The following is a 26,906-nucleotide window of genomic DNA, read 5'->3' on the forward strand; positions in this document are numbered from 1 at the left end:
CTTTTTTAAGACAGCGTTCTCCGCACGTAAATACGCCAGTTCTTCTTTTAACTCTTCCAGGGTCATCTCATCATCAGATTTGGGTGGCGTTTGCGGGGAGTTCTTCATTGGAATAATCGCTCTTTTATGTTTCTCCAACCCAATAATGCCTTGCTTTTCATATTTTCGGAGCCAACTCGTTAACGTCGTAGGGAAAGAGAGGTTTAACACCGCGCTAGTGTGTCTGACAGACCAGCCCTTTGTCCACAATCATTGCAACGCTTCCAGCTTAGCTTCCGCACTAAGAGAATGGCCATCAATTAAAAATGAATTTGTACCATGCATAGTGAACACATGAGACCAATCACGAACATGTTTTGTTGGGACAGAATATATTTCAGCGAGCTCTAGAGGAGTGAAGACATCAAGATACTTTTTAGCTACTTTGAACTTTAACTCGCGACTGTATTTGGACATAAATAAAAGACCCCCAATAATTGGTTGTCCAACTATTGGGGGTCACTTCAATATGCATTCCCACGCATGGGAACGAGGATTCTCTTAACTGATTGGCATTAGGATCAAAGACTTCCTTCTTACTAACTAACTCTGCTTCTTACCAAAAACACCACCGGTTAAATACAAACCCACCGCCGCCAGTACCGGATAACCGAATGCATCGTTGATCATCACACTGAGCGTTTGCCACTCCAGCCCGTGCATACAACCGAGAATGACACTGACATGCAAGGTGACATAAGGAATGGTAAACAACAGCACAATATAACGCTGCACCAACTTAAACGGCTCATACGCTTTAAGCAGGTTGATTTTGTATTGCGATTTTTCTTCATCAGTAAAAAACATGGCATCTCCTGTTTTGGTCAGGGTATCTAAGCTTTTTTCCATGATGGATTGGCTGCCAAACATTCGTCCGAATAGACTCATGGTTTACTCCTTTTCGGCAATATTGCGAGCTAACAAGTCACCGCTGTTGATTTTTATCACTGGGCAAGCCTTGGCTGGGTTCCACTGTGAGTGCGCGGTAACATGTTGATCATCAATGTGATACTGTTTTTGTAACTGGCTTATCAAAGCAAATAAGTTTTTGCGTTGCGCCAGAGTAAAATTGTCTTGCGCTTGCATTTGGCTATCACAACCGCCGACTAAGCCGATCCCAAGGTTGCCTCGATTGTGAGCGGTAACATGAGCACCTTGCACATGAGGCTCACGACCGAATTCAATATCGCCATTACGGCGAATCACATAGTGGTAGCCAATATCATTCCAGCCGTGTTGCAGGTGCCACTGGCGAATCTCCTCTCTGCCTATATCCATCTCCGGCGGCGTAGCGCTGCAATGCACGGTTATCCAACGTGGTTGAAGGTGTGTGGTCATAAGTTCATCCCCCCAACTTCCCAACAAACCCCTCATACTGTGCTTTCAGTTCCTCATTCAGTTGCCGCACCTTATTTACACCTGCTTCCAACAAGTCCACTTCCTTGCTATGAAACCCATAGACCTGCAAAGCGTTCTCTATCAACAGTGATTCATGTTGTTTAATCACCATATACAAACAGGTGATCGCAATAGCCGTGACCTGATGGCTGGGCAAGGAAAGGGCGGGCGAGTAACAACGCTGTTTCAGCCACTCAAGTAGCAAGGCGAAGTAATCTGGCTGCGGTTGGATGTAGCGCAAATACGCAATGGCATAACCCACGGGCTCTTGCCGTTTTGCGCTGGCAAGCAGACAAAGAAACGTTTCCCTGCTGATATTGTCATCGTGCTCTTGCTGCGGCTGCGCAAACAGCGCTTTCTGCTGACAAGTTTCAATACTGCTGGTGGTTGGGGAATAAACTGCGATAAAACGCCGAATTGTCATACACATAGACTTATCTCCAGTTAGTGAGGAAGTGAACATAACTTTCTGGTGATTCACGGTTTATTCGCCGACTAAGGGCGGTTCAACCGAGCCTAAGGTTAAAGGTCAAAGCTAAGATGGGGTTAAAAAAACTATCTGAAATAACAAAAAGATGCGCATTTTTTCGAGCCACCTCGCTTTGTTGTTAACGCCATGACTTTATTCATAATTTATGACTCTTAAATATCGGCACTGAATCGAATTTTTTGCATAAATAGTGTCCCTAATTTGTGGTTCGTTGTTTAGGTAGAGGCTGATACATCAAATAAGGAGCTTCTATGAGTCATCAGTTAATCTCATCCATCATGTCGGTGAAAACCGGTTCCCCGATTAGTAAACTTATTTTATTAAAACTCGCCCACAACGCTGACAGCTACAACCTGTGTTTTCCTTCATGTCATTATCTTGCGCTGCATTGTGAAATTTCCTTACGCACGGTTAAAAGCCATTTGAGCACGCTAGAAAAGAATGGATTCATTACCCGAATTCAACGCTTTAATGAAAAAGGTCGACAGCGAAGCAATTTGTATCAACTGCGTATTCCAGAAAATTGCCACATTGAACAGTGCAACAGCTACACCCGGGAGGGGGATCATCTTGCACCTACTGAGGGTGATCAAACCGCACACATAAATGATCAAAAAGAAAAAGATCTTCAAGAGGGGTGCAATTCATCGTCTTCTCATTCACAAATCCATCAAACAGCACAAGCGGTGATCTGTTTGCTGACCAAAGAGGGGGAATGGGCGGTTTCAACTGAATTTTATCAACAACTGCAACAAAACTACCCAAATATCAATGTGCTTGAGCAGCTACGCGCAATGCAAACCTGGCTGCTGGTGAATGAAGAAAAGCGTAAACCGATGGAGCGTATCAAGCACTTCATCTATCACTGGTTAACGCGCAGGCAAGAGGCGGACTTAAAAAGGAAAAATTACTTAGCGCAGAATTCACGCAGCAGTGAACCGTGTCGAGGCGTTGACAAAATAGTGGAAGAGTACCGCCAAAGTGGCAAGAAACACCCATTAGAAGAACGTATTCATAACATGTTGAAAAAGCATAAAGCGAAACGCTAAGGGGAAAACTATGAATCAACAGATATTACTTGAACGAGTGAAACAAATGTTAGCGGCACACATCAGCGTTTGCACTGATAGAAAGGCACGGCAAGTGTTGGACTTACTGTTAGAAAATTACCCACAAGACTCATGCATTAAAGCGATGTGTTCGCAACTTGGGATCAGTCAAACCAATTTGCTTCACAGCATATTGCGTAATGCACGTATTTTTATTGAAATTGACACCCTGTATACCAACCGCAAACCCACTCATCTGGCGATAGGCAAGCAGATTGTGAAAGCCGTTAAATGTCAGTGTTTGTTAAACATGTGTTTTTGTAATAAGCCCTCACCCGATGAGGGCGAAGACAAAAAATAGATAACCATCAATAAAACAGGTTGGGTGATGTAAACGCCGTTAGGTGGCTGCATCACACCAACCTTATTCACGGTTATTCCTCCTCCGACCGCTGCCATTTCTGAACCCACCACTGTCATTCCTGCCTCCCTCGTCACGCCATTCCAGCCCTCCCGCATCGTGTCATTCCAGCCCTCCCACGTCATTCCTGCCCTCCCACGTCATTCCTGCGAAGGCAGGAATCTAAATCCCATACCGCCTCAACCAACGAATAATTCCCAAAAAATCAACATCCAATCACACCACATAAAGCTATACTGGTTAGTAGTCGCAACAGCAACCAGTTTGATGTAAACTCAGCGCACTAAAAAATGCACAAAGTAAATAGCATTTTATAAATTTTTAGCGCTTTTAGGGGCGATACCTAAGGGCGGTAGCGTGTCTATTTGTCTTATTGAGTTTTAACTTTTATGTATTCAACACAATTTAAAAGCACATTAGAGCTTATCTGGGTTAAGGCAAGTTTAAACCTGCGCTCAGAAGCTTCGGTTAACTACCTAAGTTACGCATGGTGGGTAATTGAGCCACTATTACATATGGTGGTTTATTACGTGGTTTTCTCATTCTTATTGGCAAGAGGCGGAGAGAACTATGTGGCTTTCTTATTAACAGGCTTAATTCCTTGGCTGTGGTTCTCAAAAACTATCAGCCATACGATGGGTAGCATTTTGCACGGTAAGCAATTGATGAATCAGTTGTATATAGCGAAAGTTTTTTTTCCATTAACCTTTGTCGTGCAAGATGCGGTGAAGCAGGTAATTGTATTTATGCTATTGCTGACTTTTCTGATCTTCTATGGTATTTCTCCATCGTTAGCCTGGCTTCATGCTATCCCTATTATATTGGTTCAGTTTTTACTGATAATAGGTTGTTCGTTAATTGCGGCATTAATTGTGCCTTTCGTACGTGATATGTCTTTTGTGATACCTACCGGGCTTCAATTTATGATGTTCTGTTCGGGGATCTTCTTTAGCCATCATGATATTCCAGAAAAGGCACTTCAATATTTCTTTTTAAACCCTATGGCGGTGATTTTAGCGGCATTTCGTGATGTGCTCGTGGACAGCGTTATTCCGAATTATGAACAGTTGAGCTTTGTTGCGTTATTCAGTTTGGTATTAATCATGTTCGCTGTTTTGGCGTACAAAAAATTAGAATATGTCTTGCCTAGAGTGGTATTAGAGTAATGACAGAGCAACAAGAAAAAATTATTGAGTTAAAGAATGTTGGCGTAACTTATAGAGAGCGTAAATCATTTTTTAAATCAGAAAGCTATGAAGCATTGAAAGACATCTCTTTTGATGTCTACAAGGGTGAAACCTTAGGTATTATCGGCCGTAATGGCGCGGGTAAATCAACCTTGCTGCGTTTGCTAGCTGGTATTATTAAGCCAGATAGAGGTGAAGTGATTCACCATACGAAAAGTGTTTCTTTAATGGCGCTAGCGGCTGGTTTCGATCCGAACTTATCTGGACGTCAAAATGCGGTGGTTAGTGGTATGCTACTTGGCTATAGTAAAAAACATATTACTGATAAACTAGAAGAAATTAAAACTTTCTCTGAGCTACAAAGTTTTTTTGAGAAGCCAGTTAAGACTTATTCTTCTGGGATGAAAACTCGCCTTGGTTTTTCTGTCGCCATGTTTGTTTCTCCTGACGTATTGTTGATTGATGAAGTCTTAGCTGTTGGGGATGCGAGTTTTCGACAAAAAGCTGAGAGGGCATTAGAAGAAAAAATCGCATCGGATATAACCGTTATTATAGTGAGTCATTCTGAGCCACAAGTTAGGCGTTTGGCACAAAGAGTTGTTTGGATTGACGGTGGTAAAGTTCGTCAGCAAGGTTTACCACCAGAAATTTTCCCTAAATATAATTTAAATAGTCAATTTTCAACATTTAACTTAAGAGTTGAACAATATATTAAAAGTAATGATTATTTATTTTGGTTTGAAGATATTAAACCCATGGGCGATAAAGTAAAATTTAGAGCAGTATTAATTGATTTAAAAGATAGAAAATTAAAGCAATTTATCACTAAATGTAACAATGAAATTATTTCTGAATTAAGTGGTCCTACAGAAACTATGGGGTATCACATTCGCTATGCTAAAATTGATCAAGCAAGTCATGCGCGTTATCACAATGGATTGTTATGTGTAGGTAAAAATATGGCGTTGACTATTGAAGCTGATAGTATCGAAACCGAAATATTGAGAATTAAGTTAGAGGCAAATTAAGGTACATTATGAAATTATTAGTAACAGGCGGTGCTGGTTTTATTGGTTCTGCTGTAGTGCGTCATATTATTAACAATACTCAAAATAGTGTAATTAACGTTGATAAGTTAACTTATGCTGGTAATTTGGAGTCTTTAACCTCTGTTGCTGATAATGAGCGTTACGTATTTGAACATGCAGATATTTGCGATAAAGCCGCAATGGAACGTATTTTTACTCAGTATCAACCTGATGCAGTGATGCACTTAGCTGCTGAATCACATGTTGATCGTTCTATTGATGGCCCTACTGCATTTATTGAAACCAACATTGTCGGTACTTACACACTCCTTGAAGCTACTCGTAGCTATTGGAATGAATTAGATAGTGAGAGAAAAGCAGCATTTCGTTTCCACCATATTTCAACCGATGAAGTGTATGGTGATTTAGAAGGGACAGATGGCCTATTTACTGAGGAGACATCTTACGAGCCTTCTTCCCCATACTCAGCATCAAAAGCCTCTAGCGACCATTTAGTTCGAGCTTGGTTACGTACCTATGGTTTACCAACAATTGTTACCAACTGTTCTAATAACTATGGCCCTTTCCATTTCCCTGAAAAGCTAATTCCATTGATGATTTTAAACGCCTTGGATGGTAAACCACTGCCTGTATATGGTGATGGTATGCAGATTCGTGATTGGTTATTTGTCGAAGATCATGCTCGTGCACTATATAAAGTCGTGACGGAAGGCAACGTTGGTGAAACATACAATATTGGTGGGCACAACGAAAAAGCCAACATTGAAGTTGTACAAACCATTTGTTCATTGTTGGAAGAGTTAGTGCCGAACAAGCCAGAAGGTGTTGCACAGTATCAAGACCTTATCACTTATGTGAAAGATCGCCCTGGTCACGATGTTCGTTATGCCATTGATGCTACGAAGATTGAAGGTGAACTCGGCTGGAAACCAGAAGAGACTTTTGAAAGTGGTATTCGCAAAACAGTAGAGTGGTATTTGAATAATAAAACGTGGTGGAGCCGTGTGTTAGATGGTTCATACAGCATGCAACGTTTAGGTTCAGGAGAATAATTAATGAAAGGTATTATTCTTGCTGGTGGTTCTGGTACTCGCCTATATCCTATTACTCGTGGTGTGTCTAAGCAGTTATTACCTGTTTACGATAAACCAATGATTTATTATCCGCTTTCAACACTAATGTTAGCTGGTATTCGTGATATTTTGATTATCACGACACCAGAAGATAATGACAGCTTTAAACGCCTGCTTGGTGATGGCAGTGATTTTGGTATTAACCTGCAATATGCAATTCAGCCTAGCCCTGATGGTTTAGCACAAGCATTTCTAATTGGTGAAGAATTTATTGGTGATGATTCAGTGTGTTTGGTTTTAGGCGATAATATTTTCTATGGTCAATCATTCAGTAATATCTTAAAGAGTGCCGCTTGCCGTGAACATGGGGCTACCGTATTTGGTTATCAGGTTCGAGACCCTGAACGTTTTGGGGTTGTTGAATTTGATGAAAGTATGAAAGCTGTTTCGATTGAAGAAAAGCCCTCTAAGCCAAAATCGAATTATGCTGTAACCGGGTTATATTTTTATGATAACCATGTTGTCGATCTGGCTAAGCAGGTTAAACCTTCGCACCGTGGTGAACTTGAAATTACCACTCTAAATGAAATGTACCTTAACGACGGTTCATTAAATGTGGAACTATTAGGTCGTGGTTTTGCTTGGTTAGACACCGGTACTCACGAAAGTTTACATGAAGCTTCTTCATTTGTTCAAACTATTGAAAATGTGCAGGGCTTAAAGGTTGCCTGTTTAGAGGAAATTGCTTGGCGTAACGGTTGGTTAAGTGATTCGGAACTAAACGCTATTGCTAAGCCTATGCTGAAAAATGCTTATGGTCAGTATTTACACTCTTTAATTAAGTAACAGGAAGTAATATGAAAATTTTAATTACAGGGTGTAATGGGCAAGTTGGTTATTGCCTTACTGAACGTTTAAAAAACAAAGCCGATGTTTTAGCTCTTGATTATGACGGGTTAGATATTACTGACCAGCAAGCTGTATTTGATACAGTGACTGGTTTTAAACCTGACTACATCATTAATGCGGCGGCACATACTGCGGTGGACCGCGCGGAGCAGGAAGTTGAACTTTCTTATGCGATTAACCGCGATGGTCCCAAATATTTAGCAGAAGCAGCACAACAAGTGAATGCTGTGATGTTACATATCTCTACCGATTATGTGTTTGATGGTGAAGGTGAACGACCTTATGCAGAAACGGATAAAACTGATCCTCAAAGTGTTTATGGCCGAACAAAGCTTAAAGGTGAACAAGCGGTAGCACAAAGTTGCGAAAAGCATCTGATTTTACGTACCGCGTGGGTATTTGGTGAACACGGTAGTAACTTCGTTAAAACCATGCTTCGTCTTGCACAAACGCGTGATGAATTAAGTATTGTTGGCGATCAGTTTGGTGGTCCAACTTATGCTGGTGATATTGCGGATGCACTTATTGCAATGGTTGAGTTTGTTGAACAAGGTAATCAACCTGAATGGGGTATTTACCACTTTGCAGGAATGCCTTATGCTAGCTGGTTCGACTTTGCAGCTACGATATTTAAGTTAGCTGAAAATAAAGCAGTATTAGCTAAACAACCAACTATTTCAGCTATTCCAACATCAACTTACCCTACACCAGCTAAACGTCCTGCAAGCTCTCGCCTTGATTGCAGTAAAATCAATAATCAATTCGGCATTAAGCCAAGTGATTGGAATGCGGCATTAGAAAATATTCAAGCTTACAAGTAGAAGATTATGAAAGTCATTGATACAAAAATTCCAGATGTAAAAATTATTAAGCCAGCAGTGTTTGGTGATGAGCGTGGTTTCTTTATGGAAACATGGAACCAAAAACGTTTTGAAGAACTAGTGACGGGCAAGCCAACGACATTTGTACAAGATAATCACTCAAAGTCGAAGAAAGGCATTTTACGTGGTTTGCATTACCAAACGGAAAACACCCAAGGCAAACTAGTACGAGTCGTTTCTGGCGAAGTATTTGATGTGGCTGTAGATATCCGTAAAGATTCTCCAACTTTTGGTCAATGGGTTGGCGAATATCTTTCAGCAGAAAATAAACGCCAGCTCTGGGTTCCTGAGGGTTTTGCTCATGGTTTTTATGTGACGAGCGATGAAGCTGAATTTGTTTATAAATGTACGGATTATTATAACCCTCAAGCAGAGCATTCTATTTTATGGAATGATACCGAGATAGGGATTGAGTGGCCTGTATTAGGACTACCACAACTATCTGGCAAAGATAGTGATGGTTTATTATTAAATCAGAGTATCAAACTGTAATTAAGGTTCATTTAAATTATGCATTACTCAGCTTATCAATTTGGTACTATATTTTTTGACAATTATTATAAACCTGGAATGAAAGTTGTTGAAATCGGCTCTCAGAATGTTAATGGTAGTCTTAAAGATGCGTTAGCTGAAATTGACCCTGAGTTAGATTATACCGGGGTTGATTTTGTATCTGGTAATGGCGTTGATGTTGTTTTAGATGATCCTTACCAATTGCCGTTCGCTGATGAGTCGTTTGATATGCTAGTGAGCAGCTCTTGTTTTGAACACTCTGAACTGTTTTGGTTGTCTTTTCTTGAAATGTTACGAGTTCTCAAACCTGAAGGTGTTTTATATTTAAATGTACCGAATAATGGTTGGGTTCATCGGTATCCTGTTGATTGCTGGCGTTTTTATCCTGATGCGGGAAAAGCACTGGAAACTTGGGGAAAACGAAATAATATTTCAGTTCAGTTAGTGGAATCGTTTGTAGGTAAGCAGTTATCGACAAAAGAGCATAAACCTGAGTTATTTGGTAAAGAATCAGGGAGATGGAATGATTTTGTAGCTGTTTTTGTTAAGGATCAGAAGCATTTATCTCTTTATTCTAATCGAATGTTTAATGATCTGCGTTCATTATATACATCTTTGAGACATGAAGCTGAAGATATTACTCTTAGATTGAGCGAAAAAACAGAAGATTTCTTAATTCAAGATCAGCTAAATCAAGAATACCAAGTATCTTTGAGAGAATTATCGGATAAAAATGAGCTTATTATTGAAATAGGAAAAAAAGCCATACAACAATCTCAAAAAATTGAACAGCTGATCAATGATAAGGATGAATTAACTTACCTATTGAATAAAGAAAAACAAAAAAATAGTGAGTTATTAAATAGTAAAATTTGGCGCTGTACTAAACCAGTTAGGATATTCTTGACGTATATCAAGAAAGTATTTAGTTTGTAGATTTAAATGGATAAGTAATGAAGACTGCCTTAATTTTTCATGTGTATTATATTGATGTTTTTGAGAGTGTTATTTCTAATTATAAGCTAAGTGATTTTGATTCTATTTATTTCACTACAAGCGAAGATAAAATAGACTCAGTCAAGAGAATTGTGGAAAAATACGATTTTAATACTGTAAACTATATAGTTGTTGATAATGTTGGCTATGACATAGTTCCATTTTTAACAGTATTACCCGTAGTTTTAAACGATGGTATTGATCTTGTGTGTAAGTTACATACAAAAAAAGGAGCCGGAAATCTTGAAGAACATTATGAAAATATTGAGCGAATATGGGCGGATAATCTTTATTCATCAAATTTATTTGATTTTTCTAAAATACAAACTGTCTTTACTCAGAACCCTGAATTATCAGTATTATTCCCAGCAGAGCTATATAAGTCGTCAAAATATTTAGGTTATGGCAACGAGCATTTGGTTACGAAATTACTTTCCGAGATTGCCTATAATAGTGATCCTGCGAAAGAAGTTGGTTTCGCTGCTGGGACAATGTTTTGGGCTAAAACTGAAGCTCTTAAACCGTTGTTAAAGTTAAATATTGATAACATCATTGTTAAAGAAACTAATAAATCTAGTTGTACTGGTCAATACGCTTCCTATTGGCATGCTATTGAACGGTTGTTTGGTTATCTTCCGATTATATCAAAAAGTAAAGTTGGTTTGAGTTTTGCTACAGATCTTGAACATTCTAAATTTGATTGGTTAGCAATAAATAATGATAACATCGCTACTTATGTTAATAGATCTGGTGTGGGTATAGGTTTAGTTTCTGAGCTTTATATTAAAAAAAATTATGAATTATTAAAAAGGAATATAGACCCTAATCAAATAATTAAGTCACCTAGTAATTCAATGGAAATAGACCCGATTATTTACTATTTAAGATATGGTGTATTTTTAGGCGAAGAATTGGTTAGTTGGTTTAATTCGTATAGTTATTGGCATGATTATCCAGAATCAATAAATCAGCGATATAACCCTATGGTACATTATTTCTTATTCAATCAAACTGATAAGATTTTACCTGCAACAATAAATATAAGAAAATCAATAGATTTGATAAAAGAAACAGGAAAATTTGACCCATCTTTTTATCTGAGAGAAAATCCAGATATAGCTAATGCAGGCGTTTCTCCTCTTAGTCATTTTTGCACTCATGGTTGGAAGGAAGGTCGTGACCCTAGTACTAATTTTGAATTGGTAAAATATCATCAAGATGTATTTAAACAGAAAGATATGAATATAAATCCACTTGTACATTATGCAATTTGGCAAGGAAAGACGACATTTATATCTAAATTAAAGCGTTTAATACCATTAAGATTTAAAATAATAATTAAGAATCTATTGAAGTAAGTGAATACTGATGAAAAATAAAGTTTGTCTTTTTGCGGGCTATGATGTAGACGGGATTATTGATTCTTATGTAATTTCATATGTTAAGGAATTGGCTAAGTTTTGTGATGTCTATTATTTGGCAGACTCCAATATATCCGAAAAAGAATTATCTAGACTATCTCCTTACGTCAAAAATGCATGGTCTTGTCGCCACGGAGAGTATGACTTTGGGTCATACGCGAGATTGATCATAAACTTTGTGGGTTGGGAAAATATTTCACAATATGATGATGTTTTGTTTGTTAATGATAGTTGTTATTTAATTAGGCCACTAGATGAGCTCTTTTCTGAAATGGATAGAAGGGACGCTGATTGGTGGGGGTTACAAGCAACTAAAGGTGTTGCTAAAACTCGTTACAAATCGTCTAATCGCTATAAAGAAAAAATATTATTGTCTGAGATAAAAAATAATTATTTAGAACAATATGATAATGAATATTTTTATGATTTTCTCGTTGGTTCTTATTTTTTATCTTTTTCAAATAGAGTAGTTAAATCAGATGTTTTTAGAAGCTTTGTGGAATCTATTGGAAAAGAAAAAAATAAACTAAATATTATTAGAAAATATGAAATAGGTTTAACTAGACTATTAATTAATTCTGGATTTTCTTTTGATACATATATGAAGTATTTGTATCCCTTTCATCCTATTTTTACAAATTATCATTTTGATATGATAGAAGAAGGTTTCCCATTATTTAAACGGTTTTTTCTTACCCAAAATCACTATCATGTACCAAATTTATATCTTTGGGAAGATAAGTTAGTCCGTTCGTGTCCAGAACTCAAATTGGATGAAATAAAAGAAAATCTTGCTAGAATCAGTAATCAGGCTACGTTAGATAACAATTTACATATAGCTAAAATACAAAAGCTTTCAATTTATAGACATTTCTTTAAATCTTTAATTAAGCGATTTAAATATCATCCCGTGATAAATTTCTTATTTAGAAAACTAAAGTTAAATAAAAAAATAAATGAAGCTAAACAGATTTATAAACGCCATGACCCTATTTTTAAAATAGCAGATAAAATTACTTCTAAAGATGAAAGCTTATGGGTATTTCCTGTTTGTGCTTACGATGGAACTTTATCGGGAAATGATCTTGCTATATTTGAAACAGTAAAAAACAATAATGAAATAAAAAAGGTTATACTTTATCGTAATCATAAAATTGATATTGATGGAGTAAATATAGAACAATTCCATATATCTAGTAAACTAGCTAAAAAATCTCTGCTTCGGGCGGGGGTTGTTTTAATTAAGCATGGTGTATTTGCTAATACATTGAGACCTCTTAATGGCAAGTTACGAAAGATTATTTGTTTATGGCATGGAATCCCTTTAAAACGTATTGGCTGCGCTTCAAGAGATTTTCAACATAGATTAAAAGATATATATTATATACATAAAGATTTTTATAGTGTTATATGTTCATCTGAGATAGATAGAATGGCTATGGCATCTGCTTATGTACCTTTAACATTTGAACAAGTATGGTTAACTGGCTTACCGAGAACTGACTTTATGGTTAAGCCTAAAAAAGAGCTTCCAAATTGTATTGTTAGTGAAATAGATAAACTCAAATTGCAATTGAAAGGACGTAAATTAATATTTTTCTGCCCTACATTTAAAAATGGGCAAAGTAGTAGTTATTACCATTTTAATGAGTCAGAAGTTAATAAATTAAATTTATGGTTGAAAAAGAATAATGCTGTTCTAGGCATTCGTGAACATATGGCATCAAGAGGTGCCTGTTATGCAAATTATTTATATGATGTTGAACCATTAGATTTATCTTCAAGGTATTATAAAAATATTGAAGCGATTTATCATGTTGCTGACCTGTTAATTACAGATTATTCTAGCGCCTATATAGACTTTATGGTAACCAAAAAACCGATTATTTCATTTGCATACGATAGAAATTCTTATTTAAATGAAGAAAGAGGTCTATTTTATCAATTTGAATCTGCAATGCCTGGTCCTATATGCGAAAGCTTTAACGAGTTAATGTCAGAGCTAGATAAATTTTCTGTACATAGTCAATTAATTGATGAAGATAAATATCAATCAATTCTATCTATGTTCTATAAATATTTAGATGGAAATAATTCAACCAGAGTTATAAATAAAATTATGGAGTGATAATAGATGACAGTATCATATAAAACTTGTGGCTTAGTTATTTGGTTTAATCCTAAAGAACAGGAGGTTGAAAACTTAAGTCAACATCTAAAGTATTTTGATGATTTTGTTATTGTTGATAATTCTGATATAGATAATAAAATTTTGCTCGATAGAATTGGAACTGATTGTCGAATTAAATATATACCTTTACTTAATAATGAAGGTATAGCTTATGCTTTAAATATTGGCTGTCAATCTGCTATAGATATGAAATATGATTGGATATTAACGTTAGATCAAGATTCATATTTTGATGTAGGGCAACTAGATAAATATTTTTGTTGTATTCAGAGCAAGTTGGATGATTCCTCTATTGCTGTGTTTTCATCTTCTCGCAAAGAAGATGTTAAAGAAGGTTATCAAAGTTTAGTTATTACTTCTGGGAATATTTTATCCTTGAAAGCTTATAAGGATGTCTCAGGATTTGATAATGCTCTTTTCATTGACGAAGTCGATTTTGATATGTGTTTTAAATTACAAAAATATGGTTATAAGATATTTCAGTTTAAAGATGTGATATTAAATCATAATTTAGGTGAAAATTATAATGAACGTATGCTGTTTAATAAAAAAGTAAGAGTTATGAATCATTCTCCATTAAGGAAATATTATATATTTAGGAATAGGTTGGTTATTCGGTCTAGATATCCCCAATATAGGGAATTATATACGCGGTCAGTTATTTTATTTTTTTTGACTACTCTTTTTTTTGAAAGAAAAAAACTAGTAAGTTAGTTGCAATGTTATTGGCATGCTGGGATTTTAAACGTAATAATTTATATAGATGTAAATATAAAATTTTAGAGTGATATTTATGAAAGTAGTTATAACATATGGTACATTTGATTTATTTCATGTCGGACATGTTCGTTTATTAAAAAGATTAAGCGGGTTAGGTGATAAACTAATTGTTGGTATATCATCTGATGAGTTTAATTCTGATAAAGGAAAAAAATCTTTTTTTTCTTATCAAGAAAGAGCGGAAATTGTTTCATCTTGTCGTTATGTTGACGAAGTTTTTCCTGAACATTGTTGGGAGCAAAAAATTGAAGATATAAAAAAATATGATGCTAAAATTTTTGCGATAGGTAATGACTGGCAAGGGAAATTTGATTTTTTGAGTGAATTCTGTGAAGTTGTTTATTTGCCAAGAACTGAATCTATTTCGACTACATCAATAAAAAAACAGTTATCTCAGTACAGTTCTACAGATTTAGATAAAATTGAAAACTCACTACATGATATTATCTCTTTAGTTAAATCATTATCTGAGCAAAAAATATAGTATGAAAGTTGCTGTTCTAATTGCTACATATCAGTGTGACTATTTTTTTGTTGAGCAATTGCAATCCATAATAAAATCAGATAAAAACAAATTTATTACTGATATTATTATTTCTGATGATTCATCTGATGACTCTATACTGTTTTACTTGAAAGACTTTAGTGATAATAGAATTAAAATTGTTTCAGGCCCTAAGATGGAGAATGCCAAATTTAATTTTTTAGCTTCACTTATTGATATTGAAAGTGACTGGGTGTTTTTTTCTGATCAAGATGATATTTGGCATGAAGACAAAGTAGAAGAATTTTCGTCAGTGATTAATAAAATTAAAGATGAATACGAAGAGGACATTCCACAAATAATATTTTCTGATGCATCATTAATCGATTCAAAAGGAAACTTAATAAGTGACAGCTTTTTTCGTTACTCAAGGTTATCGCCTGATATATTTTGTAATGATGATATTCTGTTTAAAAATTGTGTTCAAGGTGCAAGTTTATGTGTAAATAAACCCTTAATTAAACTATTGAGAAGAACATTAGAAAATAAAAATATTATTGATGATATCGCGATGCACGATTGGTGGATTGCCATTTTAACTAAATATTCAGGTAAGGCTTATTTTATTAATAAACCATTGTTATTTTATAGACAACATGAAAATAATTTAGTAGGAGCAAAAAAAAAGAGTGTTTTTAATTATTTTTTTAATATTCGAAGATATTATTATAGTTTGAAAATAATTAGAAAACAATATAAGGTATGGTGTAGTGTTAGTAAAAAAATCGATGTTAGTTTTGATAAGAAATCTTTGTCACTGTCTCCTATCGGACAATTGAAAAGGCTACTATCTAAATTTATTAGATGAATAATATTTTAAATAGCTATTTAAATAATAAAATACTTCCAATGAAAATAGGCTTCTATTTTTATGTTGCGCTAAATGTATTCCTTTAATTAAAGGAATATAGTATAAGTGATAATTGTTTCTTATTATTCTTTTACATATATCCACATCTTCAAAATACATGAAATATTTTTCATCGAAGCCATTAAGCTGTTTGTAAACATCATATTTAAATAGTAAAAATGAGCCAGCAGCCCAATCAACGGTTGTTGGTTCATTAATTTCATTTTTATCATAATGATCTGTGCGTTTTATTTTTAGTAAGCTCTTTATTGGATTCCATATTGATGGGAAGCGACGAATAGAGTTGTCATATTCGGTCAATTCTCTGTTTTTAAATAGATTAATTGTCGAGGTAGTATAATCATTAGTTTTTACAGTATCTAAAAGTTGATTAATAGATTCTAAAGAAACGTCTACATCAGGGTTTAGAACTAAGAAGTAATCATTCTGGCTAAGTTCTAGGTGCTGTTCAGCATAATGGAATACTTCGTTATTGTTTGTTCCGAATCCTTTTCTCTCCTTTCCCTGTATTAAAATAATTCCGTTATCTTTACAGTAATCCTGAAGTTTCGAGGTTGCTTGGGTATTCGATTTTAATAAAACAGTATGCTCTGTAGCTAGTTCTTTTAATGTTGAGTTGGTACAGATCATATCATCGTGATTATGATTAATTACAGAGACAAACAGAGCCATTAGTAGGCCCCTTTTTTATTTGGTTTATACCCAGCAGGCGCATTCAATATCGCCTGTTGGATGCTTTCAATATCATACTGGTGACAGCTACTATCTAATTCTTCCAATAGCTGCTCCATCTCTTCCCTGTTAAGCTTTTCTTCACAAGCTGTCATAATCTTTTGATGGCTTGTGCCTTGAACATTCTCACCAATCAATAACTCTTCATACAGTTTTTCACCAGGTCGTAATCCGGTGAATTTAATCTCAATATCACCGTCATCACTTTTTCCATCATAAAACTCTTTCATTCCCATCAAGTGAACCATGCGTAGCGCCAAATCAACGATTTTGACTGGTTCGCCCATATCTAATACGAAAACCTGTCCGTTTTTACTCATGGCTCCTGCCTGAATCACGAGCTGAGCTGCTTCGGGGATCAACATAAAGTAGCGAGTAATATCCTGGTGAGTGACCGTTACTGGGCCGCCATTACGAATTTGGTTTTTAAATAGAGGAACCACAGAACCGGACGAGCCTAACACATTACCGAAGCGTACCATGGTAAACGTTATATCGTTATTTTCGTCAGCTAAAGCCTGAAGTACTAATTCTGCTAGTCTTTTTGTCGCACCCATGATGTTGGTTGGTCGTACGGCTTTATCGGTGGAGATTAAAGTAAAGTTTTTAGCGCCGGAACGAATGGCGGCTTTCGCGCAGGCCAGAGTACCGAAAACGTTATTACGTACCCCCTCTACAATGTTGTCTTCGACAATAGGAACATGCTTATAAGCTGCTGCATGAAAAATGGTTTCAACTTTATGGGTGGTCATAATGTTGAACAAACGGTTTTCGTTTTGTACCGATCCTAATGCTGTGACAATCTCTGTTTTACTTTTGGTTTTCGTTTTGATGTTTCTGAGTTCCTGGTCAATCTTGTAGAGGTTATATTCATTTAGCTCAAACAAAACCAATTTGTTCGGCTTTTGTGACAGGATTTGACGGCAGAGCTCGGAACCAATAGAGCCACCGGCCCCGGTTACCAGAATGTTTTTACCTGCAATATTTTTTGCTAATAATTCTTTGTCCGGATCAACCGGAGCTCTGCCTAATAAATCTGCAACATCCAGATCCTGTACATCCGTTGCCTGAGCTCTGCCTGCAGCAATATCTTCTACTGAAGGCACCGATTGCACTTCTATCGGCCAACTTGAGAGTTTTTCAACCAAGCGTAATCGCTTACCTTTGTTAATGTTGTTTATTGCCAGTAGCAGTTTTACGGGTTGATACAGTGATTGAACGCGTTCAAATTCACTGGAGTGATGCACCCTGATACCGAACATGATTTGACCGACTTTGTTGGTGTCATCGTCCAGAATGGCGACGGGGTGATATTCTCCCCCCTGAATTAATGAATATGTTAAATCTCTGCCTGTTGAGCCTGCGCCATAAATCAGAACGTTGGGTTTTTGTCTTTTGTAATAATGATAATAAATGGTGCGGATAAAAATTCTTGGACCGCCGAGGGTTAAGGTGGCTAATCCGGCATAAATGAAAGGGACACTACGCGGAATGAATGCCTGAAAAAAGAAACCGTTGATCGTCAGTGCTAAAGCGGAGATAAGCACGGAAAGGAAAATATAACCAATGGCTGGTAGCGTCATGTAACGCAGAACAGCGCGATACATCCCAAGCTTAATGAAACAGACAAGAGTAATTAGAGTGGTGGTACCCATGGCTAGTAATTCCGGCGTACCCAGCTTAAAACTTATGGTATCTAAGCGCAGTGCATGCGCGGCAAGCAGTGAAGCAAAAATAGCTAAAGTGTCATAAATCAATGTAATCAGGCGTTTGTTGCGCCGGTTGGCGTTGAGAAGAATTTGGATTGGTGTAAACATCGCGCGATTGCTTGCCTTATAATTAATTGCCAATTATTTATTGTTATTTTTGATTATTCTTTTATATCGTCCAGATTGTAGAACTCTTGAGGGCTATAAGCCAGACTTGTGTGTGATAGACTTGCCATCAATGTGTAAATTTTCTCAACCTATTCACTTTTGATTTTATTGCGAGAATGACTTTGAAATTATTAATAACGGGGGCTTCGGGTTTAGTTGGTCATTCAGTGGCCAAAAAAGCATTAGAATGCGGTTTTGATGTTGTAGGGCAAACGCGTGAACAAGATCTTGGTTTTGTTGTTACGTGTAAAAGTGAAATAACCAGCAATAGTGATTGGAGCGCCGCGCTTGGCGGTGTTGACTGCGTTGTTCACTGCGCGGCACGGGTGCACCAAATGAATGAAGATGTACATTTAGCGACGGATGCTTATCGCGAAGTGAATACTTTTGGCACTCTTAATTTAGCGCGCCAAGCGGCAAAGCATGGCGTAAAGCGAATGGTTTTTATTAGTTCAATCAAAGTGAATGGTGAATTTACACCGCCTGGTAGCCCTTTTGTTCCCCAAATGGAACATATTCCTACAGATCCTTACGGCTTAAGTAAATATGAAGCGGAGCAAGGTTTATGGCAAATCGCTGCGGAAACTGGGTTGGAAGTCGTGGTTATACGCCCACCTTTGGTTTACGGACCCGGTGTAAAGGCTAACTTTGAGTCGATGATGCGCTGGGTGAAGAAGGGGATACCTTTGCCTTTGGGGGCAATCCATAACCGTCGAAGTTTGGTGTTTTTGGATAACTTGGTTGATTTGATCTTGACCTGCTGTACGCATCCGAATGCTAAAGGCGAAACGTCTAAAGGCGAAACGTTTCTAGTCTCTGATGGTTATGATGTGTCGACTTCTCAGCTTCTTGATAGCGTCGCGAAAGCTATGGGTAGATCAAATCGAATGTTACCAATTCCAATGTCATGGATAAATTTTGCTGCTCGATTGATTGGAAAACCCCAAATATCTCAAAAAATATGCGGAAACCTGCAAGTTGATATATCACATACCGAAGAAACACTAGGTTGGAAGCCACCTTATTCATTTGAGTATGGAATTCAGAAAACGGTGGATGCTTATTTAAAAAGCAATACAATATGAAACCGTTTAAGAATCTATCGATACCAGATTATTTTCCGTTTGGGGTTTAAATTTTGATCCGTATTTTTGACTTTTTGTTTTCTTTTTTTGGTTTACTGTTTCTTTGGCCGATTTTATTAATTATTTTCGTTCTGGGTTATTTTGACACCGGATCTCCAATATTTAGGCAAGAGCGAGTAGGTAAAAATCAGAAGCCGTTTACGCTTATTAAATTTCGTACAATGCCGGTAAATACTCAGTCGGTCGCTACGCACTTGGTTGGTGCTAGCTCTGTAACAAAACTAGGCAGCTTTTTACGCAAAACCAAATTGGACGAGCTTCCTCAATTAATTAATGTGGTTAAAGGCGAAATGAGCTTGGTTGGTCCTAGACCATGTCTTTTTAATCAAAAAGAGCTTATTGATGCCAGACAGGCTAGAGGTGTCTTTCAGGTACTTCCCGGTGTCACTGGCTTAGCTCAGGTTAATGAAATCGATATGTCTACTCCTGAGAAGTTGGCTGAATGGGATGAGAAGATGATTCAAACCATGTCATTGAAGAACTATTTCACTTATTTGATTCAAACCGCAACGGGCAAAGGGGCAGGCGATAGGGTTTAGTTTTTCCTCCGTTTGCTTTGAAGAACGATATCTAGGTGCTAAATCCGTTCTCAGTTCTCCTGCAATGTTGCGATTGCTTTGCTGGCAAACGCGCTTAATTCCAGCATGTTAGGTGTAGCCATTATGCTGATCCGCTTTGCGTTTCGTAAAGAAGAAGAGTAATTCTTTACAGAAGGTTCTTGCCGTTCTTTAGCGGTGGGCACCTTCATGCTTTTGCCCTGCATCGCCTGATAAGGCGGTGAGTAGTCACCGTCTATTCTTGATGCAAATGGATTGTTATGTGATGCCCAGATCATTGCGCAAAATGCGGTAGGAACCACAATAGGTATGAACACTATTAAACAGCGTCGACTCAACGAGTTAACGTTGGATAGTCATCCTGGTTTACATGTTGGACAATGTGTACCATTTTATTTCTGTCCACGCTCCATCATGTTGTATGTGATTTATCGAGCAGACAGTGATGAACTGGCTTACAAAGGCGGACAGGGACCAATAATTCACCTACAAGCTGATCTTCATGCAACCGTACAATGGGCGCAGCAGCAAGGGCATCGTTGGGCATTTACTCTTTCAAATGCGGGGTCGTACTTTTTTGAGGATAGGAACGATCTGGCTTTATTACATGAACTAAATTGACCAGCTATTCACTTATCAAAGGTGTTCATTCTTGGAACACAAGAAAGCAGCAATTTACCCCTCTAGAATCGCACTAAGAATCGCCAGAGCTTCGTTAACTACATCAACTGGAGCCTTTTCAACTTTCTTAGCTTTATGTGCGTTTAAATCAACAGAGCGAATAGCATTAGTTAAAATAACGCCTTGTGTTTCTGTTCCCGTTCCCATTAAAGGTACTGTGAACCCCTGAAATCGAGCGTAATTACCACCCTGAGAGATTGGAGCAATAAACGCTGACCCCAATTTATTAAATGCCTTTGGTGACAGTACAAGGCAAGGACGCATATCGCCTTGAATTTCGTTGCCAGCCGTAGGATTCAGACAAACCTTTACAATGTCACCTCGATCAAATACAGCCATTAAATTTCATTCCCTACGGGTTGAATATTGTCCCATTCGATCAATTCGTCCGGCATTGGTGCGGATTCATCACATTTCGCCAGAAGATCAGACAGTTTGTATTTCGGTTTTGTTTTAACCGGAGTCATTAATAATCGACCATTATCAATCGTCATATCTAGTGCATCACCAGTATCAGCATTAATTGCATCTAAGAATCTTTTAGGGATAACAACGCCCTTTGAGTTGCCAATATTTCTAATTAAAATTTGCATGATAACAACCTTGTTTGTTATAACATATTATAACTGTATCATCTAAAAAATGCGTGTCAACATGTTGCAACATTAACACGTTAATTCGGCTAGTTTAAGCATATCGACCCGATCGGTTTCAATAAGTCTCAATGTAGCCTCAAGTGTTTTGTTTCCAAGCATAAGGTGGATTGTCGGTACGTTTACACTACTGCGTCATCCTACCAATCGAGGGTTCTTCAATCCCTGCTTCAGCTAATAGTCGCTTAATAAAAATTAACATGTCATACTGAATTTTAGTTGACCACTACAAATAGTTACCTTGAGTCTATTGATAACCTAAGCGTGATAGAGCCTCGTCTGCAGCAGATTGATGCAAAATTGGAAATGTTGAAAGAGCTGAAAATTGACCGCAACATTCAGTTCCAAACGTTCCGTTTTCTGGAAAACGTAGAGCAACCCATTTCACGTGATAAGCCTAAACGTCCGTTAATTGCCGTGTTAGGTACTTTGCTTGGCGGTATGCTCGGCGTGGTAATTGTGCTGATCCGCTTTGCGTTCCGTAAAGAAGAAGAGTAATTCTTTAGAGAAGGTTCTTGCCGTTCTTTAACGGTGGGCACCTTCATGCTTTTGCCCTGCTTATTGAAAGGGTAAAAAGTCATTAGTGTCATAAGACATTAGCTGTAAAAGACGCGTATTAATGAATAATGTTTCTCGCCCGGCTGCTTTTGACTCTAATACGCCTAATTCTTCTAGTGATTTGAGCGTTGCTATCGCAGCCTGTCGAGAGCGGTACAGTCCTCTATCGATAAGATCTCGCGTTCTCAAATAAGGTTTCTCAAATAAAAGTTCAACTAATTCATATGAGTATGTTTTTTGAGAAGAGATTTTGATGTATTCCGAGGTTCGCTTTTGAAGATCGACAATCGCGTTGACTTTATCAATTGTCCATTGAGAGGTGATTGTTATGGCATCAAGCATAAAGCAGATCCACGGTTCCCAATCGCCTTTCTGGGTTACCTCCAATAACAGCCGATAGTAATCTTCTTTGTTTTGTACGATGTAGCGACTCAAATAGAGAATCGGCTGTGCTAGCAACTCGTTTTCGATCAGGAATAGAATATTGAGTATTCGTCCCGTTCGACCGTTGCCATCCAAGAATGGATGGATGGCTTCGAATTGATAGTGAGCTACCGCTAAGGCAATGAGTGGGTCTACATCATGATCATGGATGTAAGATTCCCAATTAGAGAGTTTATTTCTCAAGTTGTCTTCACCGACTGGGGGGGTGTAGATAACCTTGCCGGTACGTTGATTCTTTAAGTTTGTCCCTGTCACTTTTCGGACGTCGACCTGTTTATCAATAAGTTCGCTACAAATGTTGATCGCCGTATTGGTATTTAAAGGACGCGCATTTTCCCCCGATATGGCGTTGAATCCCAGGAACAGAGCTTTTTTGTATCTCAATGCCTCTTTGGTTGCAGGATCGGCATTTGATGAATCTGATTCATGCTGAAACAGAGCATCCGTTGTGGTCACAATATTTTCAATTTCAGAACTCGACTTCGATTCTAATATTGGTATTAGGTTAACCAGTAGATTTTGGTTGGTGAGAAGTCTGGCAACTTGATTTAGCGCGGATAGTGCTCTCGCAGCTGGTGTCAATTTCTTCAGGATCTTTACTGTTTCAATACCATCTACGGGTAATAGAGGGATATCGTAAGGCACTTCTGGTTTAAACATTCAAATCACCTAATGTCGACTATTTGTAGTGGTCAACTAAAATTCAGTATGACATGTTAATTTTTTATAAAAAAACGAACATGTTGCGCATTGTAGGTTATCTAAATGGACAATTAAAGTATATAGGTTAATTTATTTTGAAATTTTTAACATATTTTGTCTAAGTGGTGTTAGGAAGTGAATTGTGAGCTTACAAAAAGGTTCCATCCGTAACCGGAACCTCACTATGTCTCTATAGCCATTTCTCTCCATATTGTTGTATATGTTCGAGCAGAGCTTTGTTTTTAATTTTATGAGTAATGAGAATATCAACTTTGTAAGGTATGCTTGATTGTTCAATCTGATTCAATATATTGGCGATATCTCCAGAGGTTAATTGTTGGCCGACAAGGGCGATATCAATATCGGAATTCGTTCTGTAGTTGCCTGTCGCTCGGGAGCCAAATAGTAAAATATCTTCAACTTTGGGGTTAGCATTGATGATGTGCGTTAACGTATCCTGTTGTTGAGGTGTTAACCCATTATTCGTTGTGAGAGTTGTCATGAGCTTTCTCAGTTAAATAATGAACGATAGCTGTTATGGTTGGCTCAAATGTTTCGACGATCATGCTTTGAGCTTCAAGTGCATTTTCTTCATCGTAGGTGTGCGTGAGAAGATTTCGTTTACCTAATGCTTCTAACAGGGTTTCACATTGCTCGGGAGATATGTGGTTGGCTTCCAGCGCTGTACGTATAGTACTTCTTGGTGAGGCGGCGTCATAGCCTTCATATTCCAGTAAATCTTTTAGTGTTTTCCAGGTCAGTTCAAAGGAAAACTCAAATGTCTGCACCAGGCCGGCTAATTCCAACTCACTATAATGGTCGAGAGAACAGGCGTTTAACAAGCGTTTGTGTGCTTTTTGTAAGTTTTCCAAGCGGAGTTTCCAGCGATCGGGGTGAGCAGACATTTTGCCTCCATTTATTTTGATGGGCGATATTCGGTGCTAAATCCGTTCTCCGTTATTCTGCAATGCTGCGATTGCTTTGTTGGCAAACGCGCTTAATTCCAGATAAAGCTGTTGTTTGATGATACTTTCGACAATGAGTAAGTCGACATTGAGATAATCATGCACTAATCCATTACGCATGCCTATTATGCGCTTCCACGCCGCTAATTCTTGGCTGGTTATTTTTCCATGTTCAGTGAGTAGGGTGAATGTTTGATAAGCTTCGCTGCTGCTTTTCCCTTGTAGTTGTTTCACCCAGTGTTTTGCTAAACCAATACAGAGTTCAGTAAAAACTTGTAATATGCGTTCGGTAGCCCGGTAATCTCTGCTGCGAAAATGCCCTGCTAATAGATCGCTGCGTAGCTCATCCAATTCTTGCTGATAACGAATTTGATGTTTCTGAGCTTGCTGCAAATAAAGTTGTAGCCCTTCATTATTACTCATCGAATGCTTGCTCCTCGGCTTCCCTTATTTGAAACTCGTACATCGAGTTGATGCGATCTTGTTCATGTAACTCGCGTGAGGTGTGGGAGTGATAAATCACGTTACCGTATTCGACAACATTATACGCTAAATAGATAGGTGCCTGGTTTATATCAATAATACTGAGTTTGTCGCTTGGTAAACCGAGTTGCTGTGCCCAACTTAAAGCCAGTTCATTAGGACGAAGGTATTTATCAAACTGATCCAGTTGGAAGTTTTTAAATGCAATGGCAAGATCATAGTCACTTTCCGCATGCGCGGTATTTTGTGCTCTGGAACCGTAGAGCCAAACGACTTCCACATCGATATTATGTGCCGCTAGCGTCATTATTGCTTCAATGATCGCTTGTTGCGATTCTTGATATCGCGTTTTTGGGTAAAGAGCCACTGTATTCTAATCCCAACACCAATAGGTAAGATGATTCTATTATATAAAATGATTTTATTGTATAGCCTGCGAATCCAAGCTACCCCGTAATCTGACTCTAGGTTTACTTTTCAAGAATATAATCACGAAAATCGAGGTTCTCAATTTCCAGTTTGCCTCGCTCTTTCGCTTTGTACTCCAATTTATTAACAAAGTTGTTCCAACTTGCGTCGGCAATGTGCTTTGCCAGTTTGCGGTTTTTCATCATATTGGCTGATTTCAGAGTCTCTACGATTATTGCTTGGTTTTCGTCAACAAGGGTTCGACTGAGTTTATGTTGAAAATCAGCGCGAGCATTCGCTACTTTTTCGTGACACTTGGCAACCAACAAACGGGCTTTAACCCTGTTGGCACTGCCTTTTTTCTTTCTTGATAACTGACGTTGTTTACGTCTGAGGTTTTTCTAAGCGCGTTTTACAAATCGTGGGTTCGATGTTTTTCTGCATCCAGAAATCTACGTAGATAGGCAATATTCCAAGTTCACGAGCCATAGGCATTATGTCTTTTTGAATAAAGTGAGTTTGTGGTAGATTTTTTAACACAACTTACCACAAATATGAGTTAAGTCTAATGTCTACCCTCCAACGCTATGAGTGAAATGCACAATCGGCTTTTTTGTTATAACAAAGTTGATACTAATAAAGAAAGGTATATAATAACGAGTGTTATAACAATGTATGCACTAAAAAGGTGATGTATGCGTACTCAAGTACGAAAGATTGGTAATAGTCTCGGCAATATAATTCCCGCCGCTTTCATCAAACAGCTTGGTTTAGTTGAAGGTGCAGATATTGAGGTTAAAGTCGATGGTAAAAAAATCATTATTGAACCGCTTAAACGCCCGAAAAAACGTTTTCCGTTCAGTGAACGAGATCTTTTAAATGGTTTAGATGCCCATACAGCCCATGCCGACGAATTAGCTTCTGTGTCTGGTCAGGAGTTAGGTGAGTGATGGTTCAATATGTACCTAAACGTAATGACATTGTGTGGTTAGATTTCGAACCCGTGAAAGGCAAGGAAATCGGCAAATATCGCCCTGCATTAGTTCTTTCAAGCCAAGAATATAATCAGCAAACTGGGTTGCTGATCTGTTGCCCGATTAGTACCAGTATTCGAGGTCAAACGACCGAAGTCTTAGTCAATAACCTAGATAAACCGAGTGTTGTTGCTTCAAGTTTGATTCAAACGCTTTCCTGGAAAGACTGCAACGCGAAAAAGATAACCACGGCTGAAAATGGTGTTATGGAAGATGTGTTACTGCGACTGATCCCTTTGCTTGGAGCCGAGTCTTTATTTGATGAGTAACCGTTCTGCTGGTTTAAAAGTTACGTTAATTCAACCATCAGAAGTGACCTTGAAGAGGTTTATAACATCAAAAACGCTGATGCAGCAACTTTCTCTAGCGAAAAAGGAACAAGATACGTTCGCTATGTTGATGTTGGCACAAAGTTATCTGCCTGATTTCGAGCTGAACATGGATAAGCAAACTCTGGCAGGGTTAGAGTATTCTCTTAAAGAGAAAATTTTTCAGTTAAATCAAGCTCACCAACAGATGCAACAAGGGCAAACGTTGAAAAGTATGGTTTGGCAAAGGTTTGGTGGTGGCAGTAAGCAAGCCAGAGAGAAAGCGATCCAACAATATGTCTCGGACCTTCACCATGAGGTCGAACAGTTACAAGGCCAGATCTCTGAGCTGAAAACAGTGCAACAAATGCAGCTAGCTTTACGCGAAAGAAGCAATCAAAACACGATGTTTGATGTGCTTGAGAAACTGTTTATGGAGGGGCATTAAATAAAGTAGAAACGAATGACTACATGTTGCTCGGCATAGAATCTAGTGGTTCCACCCTCCCATCGGAGGGGGATCTAGTCGAAGTTAGTAAATACGACT

The 26,906-nt window shown here is 37.8% G+C and carries 34 protein-coding genes and 2 pseudogenes; 21 read left to right on the forward strand and 15 right to left on the reverse strand.

Annotation, left to right across the window (positions count from 1 at the left end):
- The 5 genes from ACK5MF_RS05780 to ACK5MF_RS05800 form a co-directional block, all read right to left on the reverse strand.
- Positions 1 to 249, reverse strand: a 249-nt coding sequence (locus tag ACK5MF_RS05780) for a helix-turn-helix domain-containing protein (protein ID WP_416920257.1), incomplete at its 3' end; no start/stop codon positions are given.
- Positions 250 to 456 (reverse strand): hypothetical protein, encoded by a 207-nt coding sequence (locus ACK5MF_RS05785; protein WP_416920259.1) that lies wholly within the window; start codon positions 454 to 456, stop codon positions 250 to 252.
- Between the two features lie 126 nt (positions 457 to 582).
- Positions 583 to 927 (reverse strand): hypothetical protein, encoded by a 345-nt coding sequence (locus ACK5MF_RS05790; protein WP_416920261.1) that lies wholly within the window; start codon positions 925 to 927, stop codon positions 583 to 585.
- A 3-nt stretch (positions 928 to 930) separates the two neighbouring features.
- Positions 931 to 1,377, reverse strand: coding sequence for an N-acetylmuramoyl-L-alanine amidase (locus ACK5MF_RS05795; protein ID WP_416920263.1), 447 nt, complete (start codon positions 1,375 to 1,377; stop codon positions 931 to 933).
- A 4-nt stretch (positions 1,378 to 1,381) separates the two neighbouring features.
- Positions 1,382 to 1,867 carry a hypothetical protein gene (locus tag ACK5MF_RS05800; protein WP_416920265.1) on the reverse strand — a complete coding sequence of 162 codons (486 nt, stop codon included), beginning with the start codon at positions 1,865 to 1,867 and terminating at the stop codon, positions 1,382 to 1,384.
- 311 nt (positions 1,868 to 2,178) lie between these two features.
- Here ACK5MF_RS05800 and ACK5MF_RS05805 point away from each other — a divergent pair, with 311 nt between their 5' ends.
- The 14 genes from ACK5MF_RS05805 (at position 2,179) to ACK5MF_RS05870 (ending at position 15,749) form a co-directional block, all read left to right on the forward strand.
- Positions 2,179 to 2,976, forward strand: coding sequence for a helix-turn-helix domain-containing protein (locus tag ACK5MF_RS05805; protein ID WP_416920267.1), 798 nt, complete (start codon positions 2,179 to 2,181; stop codon positions 2,974 to 2,976).
- 10 nt (positions 2,977 to 2,986) lie between these two features.
- Entirely contained in the window at positions 2,987 to 3,337 is a 351-nt protein-coding gene (locus tag ACK5MF_RS05810) for a hypothetical protein (protein WP_416920269.1), read from the forward strand.
- Positions 3,338 to 3,786: 449 nt separating this feature from the next.
- On the forward strand, positions 3,787 to 4,563 hold the full coding sequence (locus ACK5MF_RS05815) for an ABC transporter permease (protein ID WP_416920271.1): 777 nt from the start codon (positions 3,787 to 3,789) through the stop codon (positions 4,561 to 4,563).
- Positions 4,563 to 5,612 (forward strand): ABC transporter ATP-binding protein, encoded by a 1,050-nt coding sequence (locus ACK5MF_RS05820; RefSeq protein ID WP_416920273.1) that lies wholly within the window; start codon positions 4,563 to 4,565, stop codon positions 5,610 to 5,612. The genes ACK5MF_RS05815 and ACK5MF_RS05820 overlap by 1 nt, the downstream gene beginning before the upstream one ends.
- An 8-nt stretch (positions 5,613 to 5,620) precedes the next feature.
- Positions 5,621 to 6,685 (forward strand): dTDP-glucose 4,6-dehydratase, encoded by a 1,065-nt coding sequence (gene rfbB / locus ACK5MF_RS05825; protein WP_416920275.1) that lies wholly within the window; start codon positions 5,621 to 5,623, stop codon positions 6,683 to 6,685.
- 3 nt (positions 6,686 to 6,688) lie between these two features.
- Positions 6,689 to 7,552, forward strand: a complete 864-nt coding sequence (gene rfbA, locus ACK5MF_RS05830) for a glucose-1-phosphate thymidylyltransferase RfbA (RefSeq protein ID WP_416920277.1) — start codon at positions 6,689 to 6,691, stop codon at positions 7,550 to 7,552.
- A gap of 11 nt (positions 7,553 to 7,563) precedes the next feature.
- The gene (rfbD, locus tag ACK5MF_RS05835; RefSeq protein WP_416920279.1) at positions 7,564 to 8,436 is read left to right on the forward strand and encodes a dTDP-4-dehydrorhamnose reductase; all 873 of its coding nucleotides are present in this window, start codon (positions 7,564 to 7,566) and stop codon (positions 8,434 to 8,436) included.
- Positions 8,437 to 8,442: 6 nt separating this feature from the next.
- Positions 8,443 to 8,988 (forward strand): dTDP-4-dehydrorhamnose 3,5-epimerase, encoded by a 546-nt coding sequence (rfbC, locus tag ACK5MF_RS05840; RefSeq protein WP_416920280.1) that lies wholly within the window; start codon positions 8,443 to 8,445, stop codon positions 8,986 to 8,988.
- Positions 8,989 to 9,006: 18 nt separating this feature from the next.
- The gene (locus ACK5MF_RS05845; RefSeq protein ID WP_416920282.1) at positions 9,007 to 9,945 is read left to right on the forward strand and encodes a methyltransferase domain-containing protein; all 939 of its coding nucleotides are present in this window, start codon (positions 9,007 to 9,009) and stop codon (positions 9,943 to 9,945) included.
- A 17-nt stretch (positions 9,946 to 9,962) separates the two neighbouring features.
- A complete protein-coding gene (locus tag ACK5MF_RS05850) occupies positions 9,963 to 11,363 on the forward strand; it encodes a rhamnan synthesis F family protein (RefSeq protein ID WP_416920284.1) in 1,401 nt (466 codons plus the stop codon).
- A 10-nt stretch (positions 11,364 to 11,373) separates the two neighbouring features.
- Positions 11,374 to 13,554 carry a CDP-glycerol glycerophosphotransferase family protein gene (locus tag ACK5MF_RS05855; RefSeq protein WP_416920286.1) on the forward strand — a complete coding sequence of 727 codons (2,181 nt, stop codon included), beginning with the start codon at positions 11,374 to 11,376 and terminating at the stop codon, positions 13,552 to 13,554.
- Positions 13,555 to 13,560: 6 nt separating this feature from the next.
- On the forward strand, positions 13,561 to 14,331 hold the full coding sequence (locus ACK5MF_RS05860) for a glycosyltransferase (protein WP_416920288.1): 771 nt from the start codon (positions 13,561 to 13,563) through the stop codon (positions 14,329 to 14,331).
- Between the two features lie 79 nt (positions 14,332 to 14,410).
- Positions 14,411 to 14,881 (forward strand): glycerol-3-phosphate cytidylyltransferase, encoded by a 471-nt coding sequence (gene tagD, locus ACK5MF_RS05865; protein ID WP_416920290.1) that lies wholly within the window; start codon positions 14,411 to 14,413, stop codon positions 14,879 to 14,881.
- Between the two features lies 1 nt (position 14,882).
- Positions 14,883 to 15,749: a glycosyltransferase gene (locus tag ACK5MF_RS05870; RefSeq protein WP_416920292.1), complete on the forward strand. Its 867-nt coding sequence runs from the start codon at positions 14,883 to 14,885 to the stop codon at positions 15,747 to 15,749.
- Here the strand turns inward: ACK5MF_RS05870 and ACK5MF_RS05875 are convergent.
- Together ACK5MF_RS05875 and ACK5MF_RS05880 are read right to left on the reverse strand one after the other, a co-directional pair.
- The gene (locus ACK5MF_RS05875) at positions 15,729 to 16,484 is read right to left on the reverse strand and encodes a glycosyltransferase family 2 protein (protein ID WP_416920293.1); all 756 of its coding nucleotides are present in this window, start codon (positions 16,482 to 16,484) and stop codon (positions 15,729 to 15,731) included. The genes ACK5MF_RS05870 and ACK5MF_RS05875 overlap by 21 nt on opposite strands.
- Complete coding sequence (locus ACK5MF_RS05880) at positions 16,484 to 18,361, reverse strand: polysaccharide biosynthesis protein (RefSeq protein WP_416920295.1); 1,878 nt, start codon at positions 18,359 to 18,361, stop codon at positions 16,484 to 16,486. The genes ACK5MF_RS05875 and ACK5MF_RS05880 overlap by 1 nt, the downstream gene beginning before the upstream one ends.
- Positions 18,362 to 18,537: 176 nt before the next feature.
- On the opposite strand from ACK5MF_RS05880, the gene ACK5MF_RS05885 reads away from it, so the two are divergent.
- From ACK5MF_RS05885 to ACK5MF_RS05895, 3 genes are all read left to right on the forward strand, one after another.
- A complete protein-coding gene (locus tag ACK5MF_RS05885; RefSeq protein ID WP_416920296.1) occupies positions 18,538 to 19,506 on the forward strand; it encodes a UDP-glucose 4-epimerase family protein in 969 nt (322 codons plus the stop codon).
- Between the two features lie 50 nt (positions 19,507 to 19,556).
- The gene (locus tag ACK5MF_RS05890) at positions 19,557 to 20,105 is read left to right on the forward strand and encodes a sugar transferase (RefSeq protein ID WP_416920338.1); all 549 of its coding nucleotides are present in this window, start codon (positions 19,557 to 19,559) and stop codon (positions 20,103 to 20,105) included.
- Between the two features lie 255 nt (positions 20,106 to 20,360).
- Positions 20,361 to 20,744 carry a DUF4433 domain-containing protein gene (locus ACK5MF_RS05895; RefSeq protein WP_416920340.1) on the forward strand — a complete coding sequence of 128 codons (384 nt, stop codon included), beginning with the start codon at positions 20,361 to 20,363 and terminating at the stop codon, positions 20,742 to 20,744.
- A gap of 54 nt (positions 20,745 to 20,798) precedes the next feature.
- Here the strand turns inward: ACK5MF_RS05895 and ACK5MF_RS05900 are convergent, their stop codons facing one another.
- Entirely contained in the window at positions 20,799 to 21,143 is a 345-nt protein-coding gene (locus ACK5MF_RS05900; RefSeq protein WP_416920297.1) for a type II toxin-antitoxin system ChpB family toxin, read from the reverse strand.
- Positions 21,143 to 21,397, reverse strand: coding sequence for an AbrB/MazE/SpoVT family DNA-binding domain-containing protein (locus ACK5MF_RS05905; protein WP_416920298.1), 255 nt, complete (start codon positions 21,395 to 21,397; stop codon positions 21,143 to 21,145). The genes ACK5MF_RS05900 and ACK5MF_RS05905 overlap by 1 nt, the downstream gene beginning before the upstream one ends.
- A gap of 300 nt (positions 21,398 to 21,697) precedes the next feature.
- On the opposite strand from ACK5MF_RS05905, the pseudogene ACK5MF_RS05910 reads away from it, so the two are divergent.
- Positions 21,698 to 21,955 (forward strand): annotated as a pseudogene (locus ACK5MF_RS05910) (GNVR domain-containing protein); the annotation flags it as partial.
- Positions 21,956 to 22,015: 60 nt separating this feature from the next.
- Here ACK5MF_RS05910 and ACK5MF_RS05915 read toward each other — a convergent pair.
- From ACK5MF_RS05915 to ACK5MF_RS05940, 6 genes and pseudogenes are all read right to left on the reverse strand, one after another.
- The gene (locus ACK5MF_RS05915; protein WP_416920300.1) at positions 22,016 to 23,119 is read right to left on the reverse strand and encodes a Fic family protein; all 1,104 of its coding nucleotides are present in this window, start codon (positions 23,117 to 23,119) and stop codon (positions 22,016 to 22,018) included.
- Between the two features lie 232 nt (positions 23,120 to 23,351).
- A complete protein-coding gene (locus ACK5MF_RS05920; protein ID WP_416920302.1) occupies positions 23,352 to 23,663 on the reverse strand; it encodes a nucleotidyltransferase domain-containing protein in 312 nt (103 codons plus the stop codon).
- Positions 23,641 to 24,066 (reverse strand): HI0074 family nucleotidyltransferase substrate-binding subunit, encoded by a 426-nt coding sequence (locus ACK5MF_RS05925; protein WP_416920303.1) that lies wholly within the window; start codon positions 24,064 to 24,066, stop codon positions 23,641 to 23,643. Before ACK5MF_RS05925 ends, ACK5MF_RS05920 begins: the two co-directional genes overlap by 23 nt.
- A 36-nt stretch (positions 24,067 to 24,102) precedes the next feature.
- Positions 24,103 to 24,549 carry a type VII toxin-antitoxin system HepT family RNase toxin gene (hepT, locus tag ACK5MF_RS05930; RefSeq protein WP_416920305.1) on the reverse strand — a complete coding sequence of 149 codons (447 nt, stop codon included), beginning with the start codon at positions 24,547 to 24,549 and terminating at the stop codon, positions 24,103 to 24,105.
- Positions 24,542 to 24,976, reverse strand: a complete 435-nt coding sequence (gene mntA / locus ACK5MF_RS05935; RefSeq protein ID WP_416920307.1) for a type VII toxin-antitoxin system MntA family adenylyltransferase antitoxin — start codon at positions 24,974 to 24,976, stop codon at positions 24,542 to 24,544. Before mntA ends, hepT begins: the two co-directional genes overlap by 8 nt.
- A gap of 103 nt (positions 24,977 to 25,079) precedes the next feature.
- Positions 25,080 to 25,406 (reverse strand): annotated as a pseudogene (locus tag ACK5MF_RS05940) (RNA-guided endonuclease InsQ/TnpB family protein); the annotation flags it as partial.
- Between the two features lie 306 nt (positions 25,407 to 25,712).
- Here ACK5MF_RS05940 and ACK5MF_RS05945 point away from each other — a divergent pair.
- From ACK5MF_RS05945 to ACK5MF_RS05955, 3 genes are read left to right on the forward strand one after another with little or no spacing between them, the layout of a single operon-like run.
- The gene (locus tag ACK5MF_RS05945; protein ID WP_416920309.1) at positions 25,713 to 25,967 is read left to right on the forward strand and encodes an AbrB/MazE/SpoVT family DNA-binding domain-containing protein; all 255 of its coding nucleotides are present in this window, start codon (positions 25,713 to 25,715) and stop codon (positions 25,965 to 25,967) included.
- Positions 25,967 to 26,320, forward strand: a complete 354-nt coding sequence (locus ACK5MF_RS05950) for a type II toxin-antitoxin system PemK/MazF family toxin (protein ID WP_416920342.1) — start codon at positions 25,967 to 25,969, stop codon at positions 26,318 to 26,320. Before ACK5MF_RS05945 ends, ACK5MF_RS05950 begins: the two co-directional genes overlap by 1 nt.
- Entirely contained in the window at positions 26,313 to 26,807 is a 495-nt protein-coding gene (locus ACK5MF_RS05955) for a hypothetical protein (protein ID WP_416920311.1), read from the forward strand. The genes ACK5MF_RS05950 and ACK5MF_RS05955 overlap by 8 nt, the downstream gene beginning before the upstream one ends.
- The last annotated feature ends 99 nt before the right edge of the window (positions 26,808 to 26,906 follow it).

The sequence above is a fragment of the Vibrio sp. genome, from assembly GCF_047973365.1.
In the GTDB taxonomy this organism is placed as follows: Bacteria; Pseudomonadota; Gammaproteobacteria; order Enterobacterales; family Vibrionaceae; genus Vibrio.

Excerpts from the sequence above, each read along its gene's own strand:
- ACK5MF_RS05845 (WP_416920282.1), top strand. The coding sequence starts at position 9,007 with ATGCATTACTCAGCTTATCAATTTGGTACTATATTTTTTGACAATTAT.
- hepT (WP_416920305.1), bottom strand. The coding sequence starts at position 24,549 with ATGAGTAATAATGAAGGGCTACAACTTTATTTGCAGCAAGCTCAGAAA.
- rfbA (WP_416920277.1), top strand. The coding sequence starts at position 6,689 with ATGAAAGGTATTATTCTTGCTGGTGGTTCTGGTACTCGCCTATATCCT.
- rfbD (WP_416920279.1), top strand. The coding sequence starts at position 7,564 with ATGAAAATTTTAATTACAGGGTGTAATGGGCAAGTTGGTTATTGCCTT.
- ACK5MF_RS05880 (WP_416920295.1), bottom strand. The coding sequence starts at position 18,361 with ATGTTTACACCAATCCAAATTCTTCTCAACGCCAACCGGCGCAACAAA.
- tagD (WP_416920290.1), top strand. The coding sequence starts at position 14,411 with ATGAAAGTAGTTATAACATATGGTACATTTGATTTATTTCATGTCGGA.
- ACK5MF_RS05920 (WP_416920302.1), bottom strand. The coding sequence starts at position 23,663 with ATGACAACTCTCACAACGAATAATGGGTTAACACCTCAACAACAGGAT.
- ACK5MF_RS05950 (WP_416920342.1), top strand. The coding sequence starts at position 25,967 with ATGGTTCAATATGTACCTAAACGTAATGACATTGTGTGGTTAGATTTC.
- ACK5MF_RS05945 (WP_416920309.1), top strand. The coding sequence starts at position 25,713 with ATGCGTACTCAAGTACGAAAGATTGGTAATAGTCTCGGCAATATAATT.
- ACK5MF_RS05795 (WP_416920263.1), bottom strand. The coding sequence starts at position 1,377 with ATGACCACACACCTTCAACCACGTTGGATAACCGTGCATTGCAGCGCT.
- ACK5MF_RS05915 (WP_416920300.1), bottom strand. The coding sequence starts at position 23,119 with ATGTTTAAACCAGAAGTGCCTTACGATATCCCTCTATTACCCGTAGAT.
- ACK5MF_RS05955 (WP_416920311.1), top strand. The coding sequence starts at position 26,313 with ATGAGTAACCGTTCTGCTGGTTTAAAAGTTACGTTAATTCAACCATCA.
- rfbB (WP_416920275.1), top strand. The coding sequence starts at position 5,621 with ATGAAATTATTAGTAACAGGCGGTGCTGGTTTTATTGGTTCTGCTGTA.
- ACK5MF_RS05885 (WP_416920296.1), top strand. The coding sequence starts at position 18,538 with ATGACTTTGAAATTATTAATAACGGGGGCTTCGGGTTTAGTTGGTCAT.
- ACK5MF_RS05810 (WP_416920269.1), top strand. The coding sequence starts at position 2,987 with ATGAATCAACAGATATTACTTGAACGAGTGAAACAAATGTTAGCGGCA.
- ACK5MF_RS05855 (WP_416920286.1), top strand. The coding sequence starts at position 11,374 with ATGAAAAATAAAGTTTGTCTTTTTGCGGGCTATGATGTAGACGGGATT.
- ACK5MF_RS05785 (WP_416920259.1), bottom strand. The coding sequence starts at position 456 with ATGTCCAAATACAGTCGCGAGTTAAAGTTCAAAGTAGCTAAAAAGTAT.
- ACK5MF_RS05925 (WP_416920303.1), bottom strand. The coding sequence starts at position 24,066 with ATGTCTGCTCACCCCGATCGCTGGAAACTCCGCTTGGAAAACTTACAA.
- ACK5MF_RS05815 (WP_416920271.1), top strand. The coding sequence starts at position 3,787 with ATGTATTCAACACAATTTAAAAGCACATTAGAGCTTATCTGGGTTAAG.
- ACK5MF_RS05870 (WP_416920292.1), top strand. The coding sequence starts at position 14,883 with ATGAAAGTTGCTGTTCTAATTGCTACATATCAGTGTGACTATTTTTTT.
- rfbC (WP_416920280.1), top strand. The coding sequence starts at position 8,443 with ATGAAAGTCATTGATACAAAAATTCCAGATGTAAAAATTATTAAGCCA.
- ACK5MF_RS05800 (WP_416920265.1), bottom strand. The coding sequence starts at position 1,867 with ATGTGTATGACAATTCGGCGTTTTATCGCAGTTTATTCCCCAACCACC.
- ACK5MF_RS05820 (WP_416920273.1), top strand. The coding sequence starts at position 4,563 with ATGACAGAGCAACAAGAAAAAATTATTGAGTTAAAGAATGTTGGCGTA.
- ACK5MF_RS05805 (WP_416920267.1), top strand. The coding sequence starts at position 2,179 with ATGAGTCATCAGTTAATCTCATCCATCATGTCGGTGAAAACCGGTTCC.
- ACK5MF_RS05875 (WP_416920293.1), bottom strand. The coding sequence starts at position 16,484 with ATGGCTCTGTTTGTCTCTGTAATTAATCATAATCACGATGATATGATC.
- ACK5MF_RS05850 (WP_416920284.1), top strand. The coding sequence starts at position 9,963 with ATGAAGACTGCCTTAATTTTTCATGTGTATTATATTGATGTTTTTGAG.
- ACK5MF_RS05900 (WP_416920297.1), bottom strand. The coding sequence starts at position 21,143 with ATGGCTGTATTTGATCGAGGTGACATTGTAAAGGTTTGTCTGAATCCT.
- ACK5MF_RS05905 (WP_416920298.1), bottom strand. The coding sequence starts at position 21,397 with ATGCAAATTTTAATTAGAAATATTGGCAACTCAAAGGGCGTTGTTATC.
- ACK5MF_RS05790 (WP_416920261.1), bottom strand. The coding sequence starts at position 927 with ATGAGTCTATTCGGACGAATGTTTGGCAGCCAATCCATCATGGAAAAA.
- ACK5MF_RS05860 (WP_416920288.1), top strand. The coding sequence starts at position 13,561 with ATGACAGTATCATATAAAACTTGTGGCTTAGTTATTTGGTTTAATCCT.